Genomic DNA, 17,383 nt, shown 5'->3' with positions numbered 1-17,383 from the left:
CTGCGGACGTTTTTCCCAGGTCTGTCGTCAACGGGGCGTCTTGCCGACGTGCCATGACCGAAACGCATCCGCCACAGTTGGGACCCGCGCAGTTTGCCACCGGTCGCACGGGCAAGGCGACGAGGTTGACCCGGTCGGCCTTCCGAGGGCGCCCGGACGCCCCCGGAGGCCCTGGGGCACCTCCGGTACGGCTGTGACCTGCGGATCTGCCGTGTTGGGCCGCTCTGGGCGCGGCGTCTCCCGCTGGGGATGCAAGGATGGTGCCCATGGACAACGTGTACTTCGACATCTCCATTGACGGCGCTCCGGCCGGTCGGATCGTCTTCCGTCTCTTCGACGACGTCGTGCCCGAGACGGCGCGGAACTTCCGTGAGCTGGCCACCGGCGAGCACGGCTTCGGCTACGCGGGCTCGGCGTTCCACCGGATCATCCCGTCCTTCATGCTCCAGGGCGGCGACTTCACCAGCGGCGACGGCCGCGGCGGCAAGAGCATCTACGGCAACAAGTTCGCGGACGAGAACTTCAAGCTCAAGCACGACCGCCCGTTCCTGCTGTCGATGGCGAACGCCGGGCCGAACTCCAACGGCTCGCAGTTCTTCGTCACCACCGTGGTCACCGACTGGCTCGACGGCAAGCACGTCGTCTTCGGCGAGGTCGTCGAGGGCGAGGAACTGGTCAAGCAGATCGAGGGCAAGGGCTCGCGCAGCGGCACGCCCTCCGCCAAGGTCGTCATCTCCGCATCCGGCACCGTCGCGTAAGCACCCCACCAGCGACCTCGTAGGCCCGAAGGCCCCCGGCGACCCGCCGGGGGCCTTCCGCGTTCGCTGAGCGGGGCGGGCGGGACCGGGGGAAAATCGAAGAGCCGGGAGGGGGGTCCCGGCAGCGGGACCGGGAGCAGAAGCGGGGGAGCGAGAGCCGGAGAGAGGTCACCGAATGTCGACATCAGCAAGCCCTGAAGGGACGACGGCCACGACTCGGGCCGGGACGACAGCGGAGCCGCAGGCCGAGATGAAGGCGGTTCAGTACCGCACCGTGGGCGCCGCCCCCGAAGTGGTGACCGTCCCGCGCCCCGAGCCGGGCCCCGGCCAGGTGCTGCTCAAGGTCACGGCGGCCGGGGTGTGCCACTCCGACATCGCCGTCATGAGCTGGCCCGCCGAGGCCCTGCCCTTCGCGCTGCCGCTCACCCTCGGCCACGAGGGCGCGGGCACCGTCGCCGCGCTCGGCGAGGGCGTCGGCGGGCTGGAGCCGGGCGAGTCGGTCGCCGTCTACGGCCCGTGGGGCTGCGGCGGCTGCCTGATGTGCGCGCAGGGCAAGGAGAACTACTGTCTGCGCGCCGAGGAGCTGGGCATCCGCCCGCCCGGCCTCGGCGCGCCCGGCGCCATCGCCGAGTACATGATCGTCGACGACCCCCGGCACCTGGTGCCGCTCGGTGACCTCGACCCCGTCGCCTCGGTGCCGCTGACCGACGCGGGCCTCACGCCGTACCACGCGATCAAGACCTCGCTGCCGAAGCTGGTCCCCGGCAGCACCGCCGTCGTCATCGGCACCGGCGGCCTCGGCCACGTCGCCGTGCAGCTGCTGCGGGTGCTCAGCCCGGCCCGCGTCATCGCCCTCGACGTCAGCGACGAGAAGCTGGAGCTGGCGCGCGCGGTCGGTGCCCACGAGACCGTCCTGTCCGACGCCGACGCGGCCGACCGGGTCCGCGCGCTGACCGACGGCGTCGGCGCCCAGGCCGTCTTCGACTTCGTGGGAGCCGCCCCCACGGTCGCCACCGCCACCGCCTGCGCCGCCGTCGAGTCCGACGTGACGATCGTCGGCATCGGCGGCGGCAGCGCCACGGTCGGCTTCGGCACCATCGCCTACGACGCGGCCGTCCGCGCCCCCTACTGGGGCTCGCGCGCCGAGCTGATCGAGGTGCTCGACCTCGCCCGCTCCGGCGCGGTCGAGGTCCACGTCGAGACGTACTCCCTGGACGACGCTCCGCTCGCCTACGAGCGGCTGCACGCCGGGAAGATCAACGGCCGCGCCGTGATCCTGCCCTGAAGGTCGACCTCACGTTGAGCTTCTGGGACCTTCTGTGACCTTCTGTGACTTTCTGGGGCCTTCGGACCGGGTACGGCCGAGGACCGCTCAGACCGGCTCGTCCGCCGGCGCCGGTGCCGGGACCTTCGCCGTACCGCCGCCCGTGGCGCGCACGTGCCGCGCCGGGATGAACGCGGCGATGAACAGCGCCGCGACGGCCGCGCCGCAGGCGACGGCGAAGGCCACCCGGAAGCCGCTGAGCGAGGGCAGCGGCGCGCCGTGGTACGTGGTGGTCATGTGGGCGAGGATCACGCCGACGACCGCGCTGGACGACGAGGTGCCGATGGACCGCATCAGGGTGTTGAGCCCGTTGGCGGCGGCGGTCTCCGCCAGCGGCACCGCGCCCATGATGAGCGCGGGCATGGCCGCGTAGGCGAGGGCGATCCCGCAGCCGATGACGGAGGCGACGACCACCACCTGCCACACGGCGTGGGTGAGGAACAGGCCGAGCCCGTAGCCGACCGCGACGACGGCCATGCCGATCATCAGGGACACGCGCGGGCCGCGGGCCGCCGAGATCCGCGCCGACAGCGGCGACACGGCCATCATCACCAGCCCGGACGGGGCCAGGCACAGACCGGCCACGAGCATGGACCGGCCGAGCCCGTACCCCGTCTCCTCGGGGAGCTGGAGGAGTTGGGGCAGGACCAGCGACATCGCGAAGAGCGAGAAACCGGCCATGACGGAGGCGATGTTGGTGAGCAGCACCTGCGGCCTGGCCGTCGTGCGCAGATCCACCAGCGGCGCGGTGGTGCGCAGTTCGAACATGCCCCAGCCGACGAGTACGACGACGGCCGCGGCCAGCAGTCCCAGCGTGGTGCCCGAGGCCCAGCCCCAGTCGCCGCCCTTGGAGATCGCCAGCAACAGGCAGACCAGGCCCACGGACAGCCCGATCGCGCCCGGCACGTCGAACCGGCTCGGCGTGCGCACCGGGGACTCCGGCACGAGGAACAGGACCAGCGCCATCGCCGCCACGCCGAGCCCCGCGGAGGTGTAGAACAGCGCGTGCCAGTCGGCGTGCTGCGCGATCAGCGCGGCGCTGGGCAGGCCGAGCGCGCCGCCGATGCCCAGCGACGAGCTCATCAGCGCCATCGCGGAACCGAGCCGTTCCGCGGGCAGTTCGTCGCGCATGATGCTGATGCCCAGCGGGATGACGCCCGTCGCGCCGCCCTGGAGCGCCCGGCCCACGACCATCGGGACCAGCGACGAGGTGAAGGCGCAGACCAGCGAGCCGACGACCAGCAGACCGAGGCTGAGCAGCAGGATGCGGCGCTTGCCGTACATGTCGCCGAGCCGTCCGGTGACCGGGGTGGCGACCGCTCCGGCGAGCAGGGTGGCGGTGATCACCCATGAGGTGTCGGAGGCCGAGGCGTGCAGCAGGCCGGGCAGTTCGGGCAGCAGCGGGACGACCAGCGTCTGCATGAGGGCGACCACGATGCCCGCGAAGGCCAGCACGGCGACGACCGCGCCACTCGCGGGCCGGTGGACACCGGCGGTGTGACCGGCTGCCGGTATGCCGGTGCCGCTTGCTGAGTCGGACATGTCGTCGCCTTCGGTGGGGGTCGTCGGGCCGCGGGGCCGTGGACGAGGTGGGCAGGGAGATGTGCATGATACATAGGATGTGCGTCATGCACATTGCCCAGGTCGTGGGTACTCTCGGGAGGTGGGAGCACGGACGTCACGGCGCGCGCCCCGGGTTCGTACGTCCCACGTCGTGCGTCCATACGTCATGCGGAGGCGGTGTGCTGGAGCGGCTGGAGCGGGAACTGATGCTGGTGGCCCGCCACCATGTGCTGACGCGCCGGGACAGCTCGGCCGAGCGGCTGGACAAGTCCGCGTATCTGCTGCTCGCGCGCCTCGACTCGGAGGGCCCGATGTCCATCGGACAGCTCGCCGACGCCTTCGCGCTCGACACCTCGACGGTCAACCGGCAGACCGCCGCCCTCCTGAGGGCCGACCTCGCCGAGCGCGTCCCCGACCCCGACGGCGGCCTCGCCCGCAAGCTCCGCATCACCGAAGAGGGCGCCAAACGGCTCGCGGCCGACCGCGCGTTCTACATCGCGGGCATCGACAGCGTCCTGACCGACTGGTCGCCGCAGGACGTGGAACTCCTCAGCGACATGCTCGCCCGCTTCAACCGCAGCATCGAGTCCCGCGAAGGGCGGCAGTGGCCGCGGCCGTGAGACCGCGCTCGGCGGACCGTCCGCGCGAGGGCGTACGGCCGGTCAGCCGAGCAGGGCCAGCAGACGGCCCGCCTGCCGCCGCGCCGTACCCGGCGGATTGCGCCGGGCGGCGGGATCTCCCGAGGCCAGGTCCTCGAAGGACAGCAGGAACAGCCACACCAGCGCGATCAGCCGTCGGCAGTCCCGCAGCCGTACGGTCTCCGCCGCCGTCAGCTCGACGTGCGACAGGAACGCCGCGACGTCCAGCGGGTGTTCCACCCAGCTCGCCACATGCTCGGTGATCTCCGCCAGTTCATAGGCGCGGTCGCTGCGGCCGGAGTCCTCGAAGTCCACGACCCGCACACGCGAGCCGTCCCAGAGGTAGTTGGCGAGATTGCCGTCACCGGGGCCGAAGACCGCGGGCACGGCGGCCTGTTCCGTACGGTCCAGGCCCGACGCGTCCAGCCAGGCGAGGCCCGCGTCGACAGCGGCCCCCACGGCCGCGTCCACCCGTCCCCGCACCCGCGGCGCCCAACCGCGCAGCCGCGCGCCGAGTTCCGGCGGACCTTCCGGCCGTACGGGCACCCGCGCGAGGACGTCGGCGGGCAGCGCGCTGTGCAGCGCGTTCACCGTCCGCGCGAGACGCGTCAGCCGCTCGCCGTCCAACGGCGCGCCCCGGAGCGGCACTCCGGGCAGCAGGGACATCGAGACCACCGGCTCCGCGTCGCCCAGGTCGAAGGAGTACGGCCGCGGCGCCAGCCCCGGCGCGTGCCGGTCGAGCAGCGTCAACGCCCGCCACTCGCGCACGGCGCGCTCGTGGGCGGTGGCCGGGAACCGCTTGGTCACGCCGCCGGCCGCGAACGTCACCGCGTGCGTGCCCCACTGATGCGCGCCCATGGCAACCGATCCTGCCAGGCCCGCCGTTGGACCCGCCGGGAGGCGGCGCGGGAAACCCCGTGCGCGAAGTGCCGCCGCTCGCCGCTCGATCGATTTGGCAATCTCTTTACAACCCGGCCCTACCCCGCGTCGTCTCTCCCCTGCGAATCCCCTTACGGCCCGGCCGGCGCTCGTTCCGGAGCGCGGCAGCCGGGGGGAGAAGGGAAGACCGGACATGCGCATGAGTTCACTCGCCGTCGGCGCCGCCGCGTTCTCGACCGCGGCCAGTTTCGCCGTACTCGGAGCGTCCCCGGCGACCGCCGTCGCCCCCGCGAGCGACACATCGAGCACTCCGATGTGCGCCACCTCCCAGCTCACCGCGTCCCTCGGCGGTCAGGACGCCGGAGCGGGCAACCTCTACCGCTACCTGGTGCTGACCAACCACAGCGGCACCACCTGTCACCTCACCGGATTCCCCGGCCTGTCGCTGCTCGACGCGAGCGGCAAGCAGATAGGCGCGCCCGCCACCCGCGAGCACAACGGCTACGCGGCGGTCGTGCTGCGCCCCGGCGGCAAGGTGAGCGACACCATCCACACCATCAACCACCAGGGAACCTGCCTGCCGACCTCCACGAGCCTGCGGATCTACCCGCCGGGTAACAAGGCGTCGCTGGTCTTCGCGGGGAAGATCACCAACTGCGACAACCAGTTCTCCGTCACCCCGCTCGTCGCGGGCACCGGCGGCAACCCCTCCAACTCCGCGCCCGCGCCGACGCCCACCACCACGTCCTCCGGCTCCGGCTCGCAGGTCACCGCCGTACCCAGCGGCGCCCCCGACACCGGCCTCGCCGAGACCGCGCACTCCTCGGGCACCCACGACAAGGACACCCTCGCGCTGGCCGGCGCCGGTGTGCTGGCCGTCGGCGCCCTCGGCCTGGTCACCGGGATGCGCCGCAGGTCGCACGGCCGGGCACAGGACTGACCGTTGCCGACCGTCACCTCCCTCAGCCGTTCCGTCCCGGTACGGGCCTGGTGCGTGCTCGCCGCCGCCGTACTGGTGCTGCTGAGCGGCTGCCAGTCCGACCCGCCCGCTCGGGCCACCCCGGGCGGGACGGAGCGGACACCGTCCGCCTCGGCGTCCGCGACCTCGACGCCGTCGTCCGGCGGCACGACCCCGGCGACCACCGGGGCCGTACCGCTGGCCCGCTCCGTCCCGGTCCGGCTGCGGATCGCGGCCATCGGCGTCGACACCCCGGTGATGTCACTGGGGCTCAACTCCGACGGCACCGTGGCCGTACCGCCGATCGAGGCGCGCTCGCCCGCGGGCTGGTACAGCGGCTCGCCGACGCCCGGCGTCACCGGACCCTCGGTGATCCTCGGCCACGTCACGGTCGGACAGTACGGCGACGGCGTCTTCCGCCACCTGTCCGAGCTCGCCGCCGGCGACCGGATCGAGATCGGCCTCAAGGACGGCGCCACGGCCGCCTTCACCGTCGACTCCGTCCAGACGGTCGCCAAAGCGCGATTTCCGACGGACCGCGTGTACGGGAACGTCGACCACCCCGCTCTGCGTCTCATCACCTGTGGCGGCACCCGGATCACCGGGAGCGGCTATCAGGACAACGTGATCGTCTACGCGTCCCTGTCGTCGGGAGCGGGAACCTGAACAGGACCCCGCACCCGTCCGCCGTCCGGACACCCACCGCTCGTACGCACCGGACCCGGTCCGCGCGTACGTCCCCGGCCCCGGCCCCGGCCCCGATCCGGGGCCGGCGCGGGGCGGACGGCACCGGGCGGCCCGGGAGGTCTGCCCCGGCGCCACCGGGGCAGACGACGATCACCACGAGGACGACGAGTGAGGAGAGCGGCCATCCGGTCCCAAGAGCGCGCGGCCGCCGAGCTGTTCGAGGCCGTCTATCCGCGCCTGGCGGGCTGGTGCCGCCGTCTGGTGGACGACGACGGGACCGCGCACGAGATCGCGTCCGAGGCCTTCACCCGGCTGTGGGCGCGCTGGACCAAGGTCGAGGAGCCCAGCGGATACCTCTATGTGACCGCGGCCAACCTGGTCAGGGACCACTGGCGCAGACTGGAGCGGGAGCGCCGCGCCATGCGCCGATTCACCACGGAGGAAGCCGTGAAGGAGCAGCAGGACAGCAGCGACCCCTCGGTGCGCATGCTCGTCCAGTCCCTCCCGGAGCGACTGCGCGACCCGGCACTGCTGTACTACTACGCGGACCTGCCCGTACAGCAGGTGGCCGCGCTGCTCGGCCGGAACGAGGGCACGGTCAAGGCCGACCTGCACGCGGCCCGCGAACTGCTGCGCGCCAGGCTGGGGGAACACCATGACCGGACTGTCTGACGACGGTCCCGGCGGGGAGCCCTTCGACCCGCTGGAGCCGCTGCTGCGCCCGCCCGCGGTCTATCTGCCGCCGCCCGCGGGCTCGTTCGAGCTGATCCGCCGCCGCGCGGCCAGGCGCCGCCGCTCCCGCGCGATGGTCGGCGGCACGCTCGCCGCCGCCGTCATCACCGGTGCCTTCTACGTGGCCGGCACGCTCAACAGGGACGACTCGCAGGAGGTCGTCCCCACACCGGCCAACAGCAGCGGGCCCGTCACCACGGCCCCCGGACCGACGACCCCGCCCGTCGTGCCGCCGCCCGCGCCCACCCCGACGCGGACCACGCCCACCAAGGGCCCGGGCGACGGTACGACCGTCACGTCCGAGCCGTCAGGGACCACCCCGCCCACCTCGCCGACCAGCACCAGCACCGGCACCGACTCCGCCGCCACACCGCTGTGCACGGCCGCGCAGCTCACCGCCTCCCTCGGCGACGGTGACGCGGGCGCGGGCAACCTCTACCGCTACCTGCTGCTCACCAACCACAGCGATACGGTCTGCCATGTCACCGGCTTCCCCGGCCTGTCGCTGCTGGACGCGAACGGCAAGCAGATCGGTGCCCCCGCCACGTACCAGAATCTCCCGCACGGGCCCGTCGTGCTGCGGCCCGGCGAGTCCGCGAGCGACACCATCCACACCGTCAACCAGCAGGGGACCTGCCTGCCGACCTCCACGAGCCTGCGGATCTACCCGCCGGGCAGCAGGGCGTCGCTGGTCTTCCCGGGGAAGATCACCAACTGCGACAACGAGTTCGTGGTCACCCCCTTCACCGCGGGCGCGACGGGCAACCCGCCGTCCTGACGGGGACGGCGGGGGTCGGTCCGCGCCGGCGCCGGCTCAGTGCACGTCCGGCGGGCTGGAGGTCGCGGGCGGCATCGAGTAGGTGGGGGACGCGGGGGAACCCGAACGGACGCCCGGCGGTTTGCTGGGCGGCATCGGCGCCGCGGTGATCAGCACCCTGCCGTACGCCGCCATCGCCGCCGCCATCACGAGCAGGATCATCAGCCAGCGCAGGTGCAGCCGGGCGGGGACGCTGAGCAGCCACGACAGCATCCCGCCGGACAGCAGCAGCCCGGAACGACTCCTGCGGTTGACGCCGCGACGGCTCATCGGCGCCCCCTTCCGCCGGTGGGCCGGGTATGGGGCAGGGTGCGTCCGATCTGGTCGCGGTAGCGCAGGAGTTCCAGCGGCATGTCGAAGGCGACGGCCGCCACGATCTGCGGACCGTACGCGGTCTGCCGGGAGTAGCGGACGAGGAAGCGGTCGGAGCGCATCGAGCCCGCCATGACCTCGGTGTCCGTGCCGAGCGCGGGGATGCCCACCGCCTGGATCCGGATGCCGTGCTGTTCCGACCAGAAGCGCGGCACCGGAGTGAAGCGCGCCGCGCGTCCGGGGCCGCGCAGCAACGAGTCGGCGGCGTGCTGCCCCATCTCCACGGCGTGGATGAGATGTTCGACCCGGCGCGGCTCGGTGTCGAACCGCGGGTTCGGCCAGCGGGCCACGTCCCCGGCCGCCACCACATGCGGCGTGGTCCTGCCCCACTGGTCCACCGCGTGGCAGGTCGGCCCGCAGAGCACGCCGTCGGAGATCTCCAGACCACTGCCCCGCAGCCACTCGGTACGGGGCTGGCCGCCGAGACCGAGCACCACGAAGTCGCAGTCGAGGACCGCGCCGTCGTCGAGCCGCAGCCGCAGCCCGTCGCCGTGGTCCTGCCAGTCGGTGATCTTCGTGCCGAGGCGGACGTCGACACCCGCGCGGCGCTGGAGCGAGCCGACCACCGCGCCGACCCTGGCGCCGAGCACCCGGCGCAGCAGCGGCGCGCTGTGGACGACGAGCGTCACGTCCATCCCGTTCTCCCGCGCGGTGCAGGCGAGTTCGCAGCCGATGAAGCCGCCGCCGAGGATCACCACCCGACGGGCGCGCGCCGCGTGCATCGCCCGCCGTATCGCCGCCGCGTCCTCGATCGTGCGGACGGTACGGACCCGGTCGCTGAACACCGGCGCCTCGGGCAGCCGCTTGGCGTCCACACCGGTCGCCACCACCAGCCCGTCGAACGGCAGATACTCCCCGCCGCGCAGTTCGATCGCGGACTTCGCCAGGTCCAGCCCCGTCATCCGGGTGTCGAGCAGCCAGTGCGCGTCCAGCGCCGCGTCCGCCCGGAAGGGCAACTGCTGTTCGGCGAGCCGGCCCGACAGATACTGCTTGGACAGCGGCGGACGGCTGTACGGCCGGTGCGGCTCCTCGCCGACCATCACCAACTCCCCGTCGAAGCCGCGCTCCCTGAGTCGGGTCGCGGCGCTCAGCCCGGCGAGCCCGGCGCCCGCGACGACGATCCGCCGCAGGCTCGCCCGCGCCGCGGAGCCGCTGCGCAGCGGCCTCGCCGCCCGCCGCCCGATCGTGGCGGGACCGCCGGACGGGCTCTGCCCGCCGTGGACGGTGATGGCCTGCATCGGGCAACACCGCACCGCCTGGCGGGCCTTGGCCGCGTAGTCGGCGGGCACGCTGCGCGTGTAGTGCAGCGAACCGCTCTCGGCGATCCGGAAGACCTCGGGCGCCTCTTGCTGGCAGATGCCGTAGATGTGGCACCGGTTGTTGTCGACGCTGATCCGTACCGGCTCCGCCTCGGGCACCAGTACGGGCCTGGCGGGCGCGAACGACTCGGCGGCGATGGGGGCTTGGGGGAGCGGCGGCGCGGTGCGCGCGGGCGGGCGGCCCTGGTGGACGACGACCGGTGTGGTGGGCCGTGCGGCGGGCGTCTGACCCGGTGGCCAGGGCGCCGGGGGGACACGGCCCGGGGGAGGCGGCTGGATCATTCGGCGGCTCCCGGCCTGCCGAGGTAGGTGCGCTGTCTGAGCCGGGAGCGGGACGGGAAGGCGCGGATCAGGAAGGCCAGCAACACCGTGCCCGCGCCGGTGGCGATGCCGACCGACACCAGATTCAGATGGCGCGGCTCCGGGTGCACCAGGAAGACGTGCAGCCAGATCAACCCGAAGGCCACGTAAGCGAACTGATGAGTCCTCAGCCAGCGGTGGTAGCCCAGTCTGCGCTGGAGCCACACCGAACATCCCACGGCGATGGCCAGTTCGGTGCCGAGGATGCCGAAGCCCACCGGGAGCCGCTGCACACCGCCGGTGAACGGCACGGTCAGCTCACGGCCGCCGATCCGCCAGACCGGCTGGTAGAGAAAGGTCGCGCCGTGCACGACACCGAAGATCATCGCGGAGAGCGCCAGCGTCATGTGCGCGCCGTAGAAGGTGGCCCGGTTGACCGCGTGCTGCAGGAATCTCAGCCGCAGCAGCACACCGAGGACGACGGTGGCCACCATCAGCACATACGCGATCAGAGCCGCGAGTCTCGCGATCTTGTGGACGCCCATGTCGTAGGGGACCTGCTTGTCGTACGCGTCCAGCGGAGAACCGGGGATGGGAGCGGCGGCGGAAGTGCCGCGCGCCAGGAGCAACCCCACCGTGAAAAGCACCAATACCGAGAAAAGCACCAGCAGAAGACGGGAAGCACCGCTGAGCGCGGGGGCCTTCTTACGGCTGTCGAATGCCGCGACCGTGACCATATCCTGTGACTCCTCGTATCGACGCGACTGCGACACGCGCAGGGCGAAGACCTGGGGCGATACCCGGAGTCGAGCTGTCCCGTTACCATTTTGTGCATTCGCCGATGAATGCGGCAAAGGTGTTCGGGGCAGGCTTCTCTTCGGGCCCTTTCCCCTGAAGGACACGCTGCTTGGCGGCAGACGCTACACCAAGATTCGCGCGCGGTCGATGCATGGCCAACGGGCCCCGGCCCGGCTCGATATGACGCTAAATCACCATTGTGACGGCGAATCACCGGCCCGGATCGCGTAGCTCGCGTAAAGGCTTTGCGCGGCGATGGTGAATCACGAACCGGTGTACTGCGCGGCGAATGGTGAAGGACCGGGCCGGGCGCGGCTCAGCCCGCGCCGCCCGGACGGTCGGCCGTGCGGGGGAGCGGCAGGTCGCCGGTGAGGGAATTCTGGATCACCGGCGCGTACACGGCGATCAGCGACGGCGTGCTCGCGGATGCCAGCGGCTCGACGCGGATGATGTAGCGGGCCATGACCAGACCGATGAGCTGGGAGCCCAACAGGGCCGAGCGCAAAGCGCGTTGTGGCTCGGCCAGTGCCTGGGCCAGCGGGCCGAGCACTTCGCGGCCGAGGAATTCCCGCAGGATCCCGGCGGCCGTCTCGTGCGAGACCGCCGACCGGATCACCGCCAGCAGCGCGTCGTGCCGCTCGGCCGACTCCCACAGGCCGAGGACCGTCGTCAGCAGCCGCTCGCCCGAGGTGGCGGGATCCCCGGCGAGCACCGGCAGCAACTCCATCGGGCGCACCGCCTCGTGGACGGCGGCGGCGAACACCCCTTCCTTGGACCGGAAGAAGTGGTGCACGAGCGCCGCGTCGACCTTCGCTTCGCGGGCGATGCCGCGCACCGTCGTCCGCTCGTAGCCGTACTCGGCGAATTTCAGCCGCGCCGCCCGCAGGATCGCCTCCCTGCTGCCGCTGCGGCCCGGCCGTCGGCCGGGCCGTCCGGTGACCGCCTCTCCCATGACCGCCGCCCTGTCACGTAAATTCACCGTTCGGTGATTTATGAGAGTAGCCTCGGCGGGGTGAAACGCCAACCACCCGCCGGCCGTGCGCCGGCCACCGCCGGCGCCGCGGGCGCGGACCGCGTGCGGACCGGGCGCCGGTCCGGTCCGGCGCCGACGCGGCCCGGCCGCCCGCCGGGCGCTCGACACGCCTCGCCGAACCCGGAAGAATTACCCGCGAGGGTCGCTTGAAACCTCTTTGGGACGCAAACGGGCGACCTGTCCGCGAGGGGAGTTTATCGGCGCGCCGTGACCTGTGCGGCGGCTCGGGGCATTGCCCGAAAGGGCTATAGATTTAACTTTCAATCATAACGAGCTCAAATGTTCCATGTTGATGCTGGTCAGGCGTGCGTGCTAGAGTCGAAATAACGTGCTGTTTGCTGAAGGTCGGGGGCTCGATGCTTCAGGATGGGATCACGAGAGTTCTTCTCGTCGACTCCAGAGCGGTTTCCCGTGTGGGACTCAGTGTCCTGCTGAGCAGGGAAACCGATCTGGAAGTCGTGGGCGAGGTTGCCGATATTCGGCACGCTCTGCCCTGCGTGGCAAGGTTGTCTCCGCATGTGGTGATCATCGACGCGCTGGACGTGGCGCCGGATGTTCCGCATGCCATCCAGCAGCTCATCGTCGGCGGCGCCGACGGCTGCCCTAAGATATTAGCCCTGGTCCAGAGCCTGGAGCAGTGCGCTCAGCGCTGGCAGGCGGCCGGTGCCAGGGGTGTGCTCGACAGTCAGGCGAGTCCGGAGCGGATCATCGCCGCCGTCCGGATGGTCGCCGCCGGTTATCGACTGGTGATTCCCACCGTCGGGGCCGCCACTGCCGCCGCCACCGCGGCGGCCATCACGCCGGAACCGCCGCAAGCGGAAACATCGGAGACCGATCTGGTGTCCAGTGGAATAACCCGGCGTGAGCGCGACGTGCTCCAGCTCATCATCCGCGGCTATTCGAACGCGGAAATATCAGAAGCACTTTTTCTGAGTGAGAGCACCGTGAAATCACACGTTCAGCGCATGCTGGACAAGCTGGCTCTGCGCAATCGAGTACACGCCGTTATATATGCTTATGAAAAAGGAATTGTCAGAGCCGGCGGCAATTTAGAATCTTTAGTCGGTACCAGTATGTGACACCATTTTCGCGACCTGGGAACGGTCTTTCTTGCCGTTCCCGGTTCGGGGTATCTCGTCGAAAAGGCTGAGGCTGTCGACGAGCATGTAGGTGGGGAGCCGTTCGGCGCTCCACCGCTTGAGCGCGAGCAGGCCCGGAGCGCTGTCCGGGGCCGGGACCACCACGGCGTGCAGCCGTGCCGTGAGCCCGGTCCCGAGCACGACCACGGCCACGTCCCTGACCTGCGGGTGCAGGCTCAGGACGCTCTCGATCTCGCCCAGCTCCACCCGGTTGCCGCGGATCTTCACCATGTGGTCGCGGCGCCCCAGGTACTCCAGCATGCCCGCGTCGTCGTACCGCACGAGGTCGCCGGTCGCGTACGGGCCGCTCTGCGGCGGATGGCCCCAGTACCCGAGCATCACCGTGGGGCCGGAGACCAGCAGCTCCCGCCCCGCCTGGCCCGCGACCTCGGGGCCCAGCTCCAGGGTGTCGCCCGAGCAGACCGCGCCGATCGGCAGGGCGCCCGCGCGGTCGAGATCGGCGGCGCAGACCTCGTACGACGTACAGACATTCGTCTCGGTCGGGCCGTACCAGTTGAGCAGCCTGACGTCCTGCCAGGCCGCGCGCAGCCGCCGCACATGGGCGATCGGGAACGCCTCGCCCGCGAAGACGCAGGCCCGCAGCGCGCGCGGCGGCGGCCCGTCCAGCAGCCCGCCCTTGGTGATCATCAAGGTGAGCGCCGACGGCACCGAGTACCAGACGGTGATCGCGTGCTCGTCCATGAAGCGGACGAGCTGGGCCGGCGCGTAGGCCAGCGCCTCGGGCACCAGATGGACGCTGGCGCCCGCCAGGAACGCCGCGTAGAGGTCGAAGACCGACAGGTCGAAATTGAACGGCGCGTGGTTGGAGAGCCGGTCCGAGGGGACCAGCCGCAGATCGGCCGCCGCCCACCGCACGAACGCCAGCGCGTTGAGGTGGCTCAGGCACACACCCTTGGGCTCACCGGTCGAACCCGACGTGAACAGGATGTACGCCGGATCGTGCTCGGAGCCCTCGACCGGCGACGGTACGGGCTGGCCCTCGCCCGTCGCCAGCAGGTCCGCGAAGGTACGGCAGGGCGCCGCGTCCCAGCCCGCGTCGGCCGCCGCGTCCGCGCCGTCCTCGTCGGTCACCACCAGCGCGGGGGCGCAGGCCGCGACGATCCGCGCCAGCCGCGACGGCGGGTTCGAGGACGCCACCGGTACGTAGACCGCGCCGCCGCGCAGGCACGCCTGCATCAGCGCCACGACGTGCAGGCTCTTCGCGCTCCACAGCACGACCCGGTCGCCCGGCCGCACCCCGCTCGCGGCCAGCGCCGCGCCGTAACGCGCCGCGAGCGCGTCCAGTTCGCCGTAGGTCAGCCGTCCGTCGACGGCGTCGACCGCGAGGGAATCCGGCGCCCTGCGGGCGGCGGCGGTGACGAATTCGTGCAGCCTCACAGTCCCAGCTCCTTCGCGACGAGCTCCTTCTGGATCTCCGAGGTACCGGAGAACAGCACGCTCGGCACCGCGTCCCGCAGCGCCGCCTCCACACCCGACTCCGACCGGTATCCGCGACCGCCGAGAATCCGTACGGCGTCCAGCGCGCTCTGCACCGCGGCCTCGGAGACGGCGAGCTTCGACAGCGCCACCGGCAAGGTCGCCCTGCCGCCGCGGTCCATCTCCCAACAGGCCCGGTAGAGCAGGAGTCTGGCGCTCTCCAGCCGCAGCTTCATGTCCACGATGCGGTGCGAGACCGCCTGGAAGCCGGAGATGCGACGGCCGAACTGCCGCCGCTCGCGGGCGAATCGGACGCACTCCTCGACCAGCCGGTCCATCAGGCCCAGATAGCCCGCGAAGAGGCAGGCGCGCTCCCAGCCCATGGACGTCTGGAAGATCGTCGCGCCCATCCCCTCGACGCCCAGCACCTGGTCGTCGGGGACGAAGCACTCCTGGAAGGTCACCGTGCCCGCCAGGCAGGAGGACAGGCCCATCTTCTCGAAGGGCTCACCGCGCAGCACCCCGGGGGCGTCGGCCGGCACGACGAAGGCGGTCTGGCCGAGGTGTCCCGAGTCGGGGTCGCTGGTCGCGTACGTGACCAGGACGTCGGCGGCCGGGCCGTTGCTGACGAAGCTCTTCTCGCCGTCCAGGACGAATCCGCCGGGCACTTCGGTCGCCGTCACCCGCAGCCGCGAGACGTCGGAGCCGGACTCCGGCTCCGTCATGGCGTTGCCCGCGATCATCCGGCCGGACGCCAGCTCCGGCAGGAAGCGCTTCTTGAGGTCCGCGCTGCCGAACTCCGCGATCGGCACGGCGCAGGCGAAGAGGTGGGCGCTGGCCGCGAAGACCAGCCCGGTGTCGTGGCAGCCGCGGCCCACGGCCTCGATGACCCGCGCGGTGTCGAGCGCGCCGAGGCCGTCCCCGCCGTACTCGGCGGGAAGACAGGCGCCCAGGGCGCCGATCCGGCCGAGTTCCCGCCAGTCGGACCGTTCACCGGGGCGCCGCGGACGGTCCGCGGGGAACGCGTCGGCGGCCCGGCGGACGGTCTCCTCGTACCGCGCGGTCTGCTCGGTGCTCCAACTGAAGTCCACGCTGGCTCCTGCATCGGGAGGGGGGAGGGAGGGAGAAACGGAAAGTGGGGTGCTGCGCTCAGGGCTCAGGGCTCAGGGCTCAGGGCTCGGGGCTCGGGGCTGGGGCTCGGGGCCGAGGGCTCCGCGCTCAGGGCTCAGGGCTCGCGGATCACATCGCGCCCACCGTGAGCAGGTCCGCCAGCGCGGAGCGCAGTTCGGCGCTGGCGAGCATCATGTGGCCGCCCCGCACGGTGGTGACCCGGCACGGCCCGGTGGTCTCCGCCGCCCACGCGGCCAGCCCCGGCGCGTCCACCACCGGGTCCAGGTCGCCGGCGAAGACATGCACCGGGCAGGACAGCGGCGGCAGTTCGGTGGGACGGCGGTAGGTCTCCGTCATCCGCAGGTCGGCGCGGAGCGGCGGAAGGAACAGGTCGAGCAGCTCAGGACTGTCCTCGACGGCGGGCAGTGCGCCCTCCAACGTCCGCAGGCCGCTCAGCAGTTGGGCGGGCGGAGCGTTGTGCAGCGGCGGCAGCGCGTGCGGGGTGCGGGGCGAATTGCGTCCCGAGACGATCAGGGCAGCGGGCGGCCCGACCAACTGCGAGAGCCGGTGGGTCAGTTCGAAGGCGACCACGGCGCCGAAGCTGTGCCCGAACACCGCGTAGGGTCCCTCGATACCGGGTGCCAGCTCGGCCGCGAGGGTACGGGTCAGCGTGCCGATGTCCTGGGCGAGCGGTTCGCGCCTGCGGCTGCCGTGGCCCGGCAGGTCGACCGGGCGGACCCGCGCCACCTCGGCGAGGCCGGGCCGCCACGCGTGGTACATCACCGCGCTGCCGCCGGCATGGGGCAGGCACAGCAACTGGGGCCGTAGGGCGGGAAGCAGCACGGCCGCGGACCTCCTGTGATCGGGCGCACCGGATGGTCCCTCGATCCTCGCCGTTGCGGCGGCACGGGGCCACGGCCGTGAGTACTCATCATTAATGAGGACCCGCACGTGAAGCGGAAGCGGCGCCTCCCCCGTAAGTACGCACTTCGGGGCGTGTGTGCGCGGGCGTAATTCATCAGGTCTGGTGAAGTCCTCCGGCGGCGCCCGTAGCTACGTTTGGGGCCCTGGCCGAGCCGACCGCGACTTCGTGGAGTCGGGGGTTCCGCCGTGTCAACCCCGGACTCCGGAAGGTCGCTACGCATGTCCGACAGTTCTGATCCGCAGCTCGGCTACGACGAAGTCCTCGCGGAGCTGAAGGAGTTCGTCGAAACGCGATTCCTGCCCGAGGGCGAGGAGGGAATCGAGCCCGATTCCCCGCTGCTCCAGCTCGGAATCCTCACGTCGCTGAACACCACCGAGCTGATCGCCCATATCCACGACAGGTACGGGCTGTTCATGCCGCCCGAGTACATCGTCGGCAGGAACTTCAAGAGCCTGGACGCCATCAGCAAGCTCGTGGTCCGGATCCAGACCGACCCCGCCGCCATGGCCTGACGCTCTGTCCGACGCCGCTGTGCCGCCGCCGCTTTGACGCGGACGCGAACCGCCCGACCGGAAGCGCGGCCCGTGCCGAGGC

The 17,383-nt window shown here is 71.7% G+C and carries 18 protein-coding genes; 9 read left to right on the top strand and 9 right to left on the bottom strand.

The window, feature by feature from the left end; genetic code table 11:
* Positions 1 to 266: 266 nt before the first annotated feature.
* On the top strand, positions 267 to 758 hold the full coding sequence (locus ACZ4EF_RS33480; RefSeq protein WP_355334835.1) for a peptidylprolyl isomerase: 492 nt from the start codon (positions 267 to 269) through the stop codon (positions 756 to 758).
* A gap of 250 nt (positions 759 to 1,008) precedes the next feature.
* Positions 1,009 to 2,043, top strand: a complete 1,035-nt coding sequence (locus ACZ4EF_RS33475) for an NAD(P)-dependent alcohol dehydrogenase (RefSeq protein WP_467507905.1) — start codon at positions 1,009 to 1,011, stop codon at positions 2,041 to 2,043.
* Between the two features lie 87 nt (positions 2,044 to 2,130).
* Here ACZ4EF_RS33475 and ACZ4EF_RS33470 read toward each other — a convergent pair whose 3' ends face one another.
* Entirely contained in the window at positions 2,131 to 3,624 is a 1,494-nt protein-coding gene (locus ACZ4EF_RS33470) for an MFS transporter (RefSeq protein WP_467507882.1), read from the bottom strand.
* Between the two features lie 227 nt (positions 3,625 to 3,851).
* On the opposite strand from ACZ4EF_RS33470, the gene ACZ4EF_RS33465 reads away from it, so the two are divergent.
* The gene (locus tag ACZ4EF_RS33465) at positions 3,852 to 4,265 is read left to right on the top strand and encodes a MarR family winged helix-turn-helix transcriptional regulator (protein ID WP_391048211.1); all 414 of its coding nucleotides are present in this window, start codon (positions 3,852 to 3,854) and stop codon (positions 4,263 to 4,265) included.
* A 42-nt stretch (positions 4,266 to 4,307) separates the two neighbouring features.
* On the opposite strand, the gene ACZ4EF_RS33460 is transcribed toward ACZ4EF_RS33465, so the two are convergent.
* On the bottom strand, positions 4,308 to 5,141 hold the full coding sequence (locus ACZ4EF_RS33460) for a phosphotransferase (RefSeq protein WP_467507880.1): 834 nt from the start codon (positions 5,139 to 5,141) through the stop codon (positions 4,308 to 4,310).
* A 214-nt stretch (positions 5,142 to 5,355) separates the two neighbouring features.
* On the opposite strand from ACZ4EF_RS33460, the gene ACZ4EF_RS33455 reads away from it, so the two are divergent.
* The 4 genes from ACZ4EF_RS33455 to ACZ4EF_RS33440 all read left to right on the top strand — a co-directional run bounded on the left by ACZ4EF_RS33455 (position 5,356) and on the right by ACZ4EF_RS33440 (position 8,317).
* Entirely contained in the window at positions 5,356 to 6,102 is a 747-nt protein-coding gene (locus ACZ4EF_RS33455; protein ID WP_401307350.1) for a DUF4232 domain-containing protein, read from the top strand.
* Between the two features lie 3 nt (positions 6,103 to 6,105).
* Complete coding sequence (locus ACZ4EF_RS33450) at positions 6,106 to 6,786, top strand: class F sortase (RefSeq protein WP_355334824.1); 681 nt, start codon at positions 6,106 to 6,108, stop codon at positions 6,784 to 6,786.
* A 189-nt stretch (positions 6,787 to 6,975) separates the two neighbouring features.
* Positions 6,976 to 7,479, top strand: coding sequence for an RNA polymerase sigma factor (locus ACZ4EF_RS33445; RefSeq protein WP_355334821.1), 504 nt, complete (start codon positions 6,976 to 6,978; stop codon positions 7,477 to 7,479).
* The gene (locus ACZ4EF_RS33440; RefSeq protein WP_401307343.1) at positions 7,463 to 8,317 is read left to right on the top strand and encodes a DUF4232 domain-containing protein; all 855 of its coding nucleotides are present in this window, start codon (positions 7,463 to 7,465) and stop codon (positions 8,315 to 8,317) included. The genes ACZ4EF_RS33445 and ACZ4EF_RS33440 overlap by 17 nt, the downstream gene beginning before the upstream one ends.
* 36 nt (positions 8,318 to 8,353) lie before the next feature.
* Here ACZ4EF_RS33440 and ACZ4EF_RS33435 read toward each other — a convergent pair whose 3' ends face one another.
* The 4 genes from ACZ4EF_RS33435 to ACZ4EF_RS33420 all read right to left on the bottom strand — a co-directional run bounded on the left by ACZ4EF_RS33435 (position 8,354) and on the right by ACZ4EF_RS33420 (position 12,097).
* A complete protein-coding gene (locus ACZ4EF_RS33435; RefSeq protein ID WP_391047703.1) occupies positions 8,354 to 8,626 on the bottom strand; it encodes a hypothetical protein in 273 nt (90 codons plus the stop codon).
* Positions 8,623 to 10,329, bottom strand: coding sequence for an FAD-dependent oxidoreductase (locus tag ACZ4EF_RS33430; RefSeq protein WP_467507877.1), 1,707 nt, complete (start codon positions 10,327 to 10,329; stop codon positions 8,623 to 8,625). Before ACZ4EF_RS33430 ends, ACZ4EF_RS33435 begins: the two co-directional genes overlap by 4 nt.
* Positions 10,326 to 11,084 (bottom strand): ferric reductase-like transmembrane domain-containing protein, encoded by a 759-nt coding sequence (locus ACZ4EF_RS33425; protein WP_402712620.1) that lies wholly within the window; start codon positions 11,082 to 11,084, stop codon positions 10,326 to 10,328. Before ACZ4EF_RS33425 ends, ACZ4EF_RS33430 begins: the two co-directional genes overlap by 4 nt.
* A 377-nt stretch (positions 11,085 to 11,461) precedes the next feature.
* On the bottom strand, positions 11,462 to 12,097 hold the full coding sequence (locus ACZ4EF_RS33420; protein ID WP_355334808.1) for a TetR/AcrR family transcriptional regulator: 636 nt from the start codon (positions 12,095 to 12,097) through the stop codon (positions 11,462 to 11,464).
* 494 nt (positions 12,098 to 12,591) lie between these two features.
* Here ACZ4EF_RS33420 and ACZ4EF_RS33415 point away from each other — a divergent pair, with 494 nt between their 5' ends.
* Complete coding sequence (locus ACZ4EF_RS33415; RefSeq protein WP_467507874.1) at positions 12,592 to 13,257, top strand: response regulator transcription factor; 666 nt, start codon at positions 12,592 to 12,594, stop codon at positions 13,255 to 13,257.
* On the opposite strand, the gene ACZ4EF_RS33410 is transcribed toward ACZ4EF_RS33415, so the two are convergent.
* The 3 genes from ACZ4EF_RS33410 to ACZ4EF_RS33400 all read right to left on the bottom strand — a co-directional run bounded on the left by ACZ4EF_RS33410 (position 13,237) and on the right by ACZ4EF_RS33400 (position 16,707).
* On the bottom strand, positions 13,237 to 14,715 hold the full coding sequence (locus ACZ4EF_RS33410) for an amino acid adenylation domain-containing protein (protein ID WP_391047695.1): 1,479 nt from the start codon (positions 14,713 to 14,715) through the stop codon (positions 13,237 to 13,239). The genes ACZ4EF_RS33415 and ACZ4EF_RS33410 overlap by 21 nt on opposite strands.
* Positions 14,712 to 15,845 (bottom strand): acyl-CoA dehydrogenase family protein, encoded by a 1,134-nt coding sequence (locus ACZ4EF_RS33405; protein WP_391047692.1) that lies wholly within the window; start codon positions 15,843 to 15,845, stop codon positions 14,712 to 14,714. The genes ACZ4EF_RS33410 and ACZ4EF_RS33405 overlap by 4 nt, the downstream gene beginning before the upstream one ends.
* Positions 15,846 to 15,993: 148 nt before the next feature.
* Positions 15,994 to 16,707 carry a thioesterase II family protein gene (locus tag ACZ4EF_RS33400; RefSeq protein ID WP_355334797.1) on the bottom strand — a complete coding sequence of 238 codons (714 nt, stop codon included), beginning with the start codon at positions 16,705 to 16,707 and terminating at the stop codon, positions 15,994 to 15,996.
* 300 nt (positions 16,708 to 17,007) lie between these two features.
* Between ACZ4EF_RS33400 and ACZ4EF_RS33395 the strand changes: the two genes are divergently transcribed.
* Positions 17,008 to 17,301: an acyl carrier protein gene (locus ACZ4EF_RS33395; protein ID WP_355334794.1), complete on the top strand. Its 294-nt coding sequence runs from the start codon at positions 17,008 to 17,010 to the stop codon at positions 17,299 to 17,301.
* Positions 17,302 to 17,383: the final 82 nt, after the last annotated feature.

Source organism: Streptomyces sp. NPDC025721 (assembly GCF_055558595.1).
This window is presented reverse-complemented; position numbering and strand designations above follow the sequence as displayed.

Bases quoted from the DNA above. Each gene is read 5' to 3' on its own strand.
- ACZ4EF_RS33480 (WP_355334835.1), top strand. From the start codon at position 267: ATGGACAACGTGTACTTCGACATCTCCATTGACGGCGCTCCGGCCGGT.
- ACZ4EF_RS33475 (WP_467507905.1), top strand. From the start codon at position 1,009: ATGAAGGCGGTTCAGTACCGCACCGTGGGCGCCGCCCCCGAAGTGGTG.
- ACZ4EF_RS33470 (WP_467507882.1), bottom strand. From the start codon at position 3,624: ATGTCCGACTCAGCAAGCGGCACCGGCATACCGGCAGCCGGTCACACC.
- ACZ4EF_RS33465 (WP_391048211.1), top strand. From the start codon at position 3,852: ATGCTGGTGGCCCGCCACCATGTGCTGACGCGCCGGGACAGCTCGGCC.
- ACZ4EF_RS33460 (WP_467507880.1), bottom strand. From the start codon at position 5,141: ATGGGCGCGCATCAGTGGGGCACGCACGCGGTGACGTTCGCGGCCGGC.
- ACZ4EF_RS33455 (WP_401307350.1), top strand. From the start codon at position 5,356: ATGCGCATGAGTTCACTCGCCGTCGGCGCCGCCGCGTTCTCGACCGCG.
- ACZ4EF_RS33440 (WP_401307343.1), top strand. From the start codon at position 7,463: ATGACCGGACTGTCTGACGACGGTCCCGGCGGGGAGCCCTTCGACCCG.
- ACZ4EF_RS33435 (WP_391047703.1), bottom strand. From the start codon at position 8,626: ATGAGCCGTCGCGGCGTCAACCGCAGGAGTCGTTCCGGGCTGCTGCTG.
- ACZ4EF_RS33430 (WP_467507877.1), bottom strand. From the start codon at position 10,329: ATGATCCAGCCGCCTCCCCCGGGCCGTGTCCCCCCGGCGCCCTGGCCA.
- ACZ4EF_RS33425 (WP_402712620.1), bottom strand. From the start codon at position 11,084: ATGGTCACGGTCGCGGCATTCGACAGCCGTAAGAAGGCCCCCGCGCTC.
- ACZ4EF_RS33420 (WP_355334808.1), bottom strand. From the start codon at position 12,097: ATGGGAGAGGCGGTCACCGGACGGCCCGGCCGACGGCCGGGCCGCAGC.
- ACZ4EF_RS33395 (WP_355334794.1), top strand. From the start codon at position 17,008: ATGTCCGACAGTTCTGATCCGCAGCTCGGCTACGACGAAGTCCTCGCG.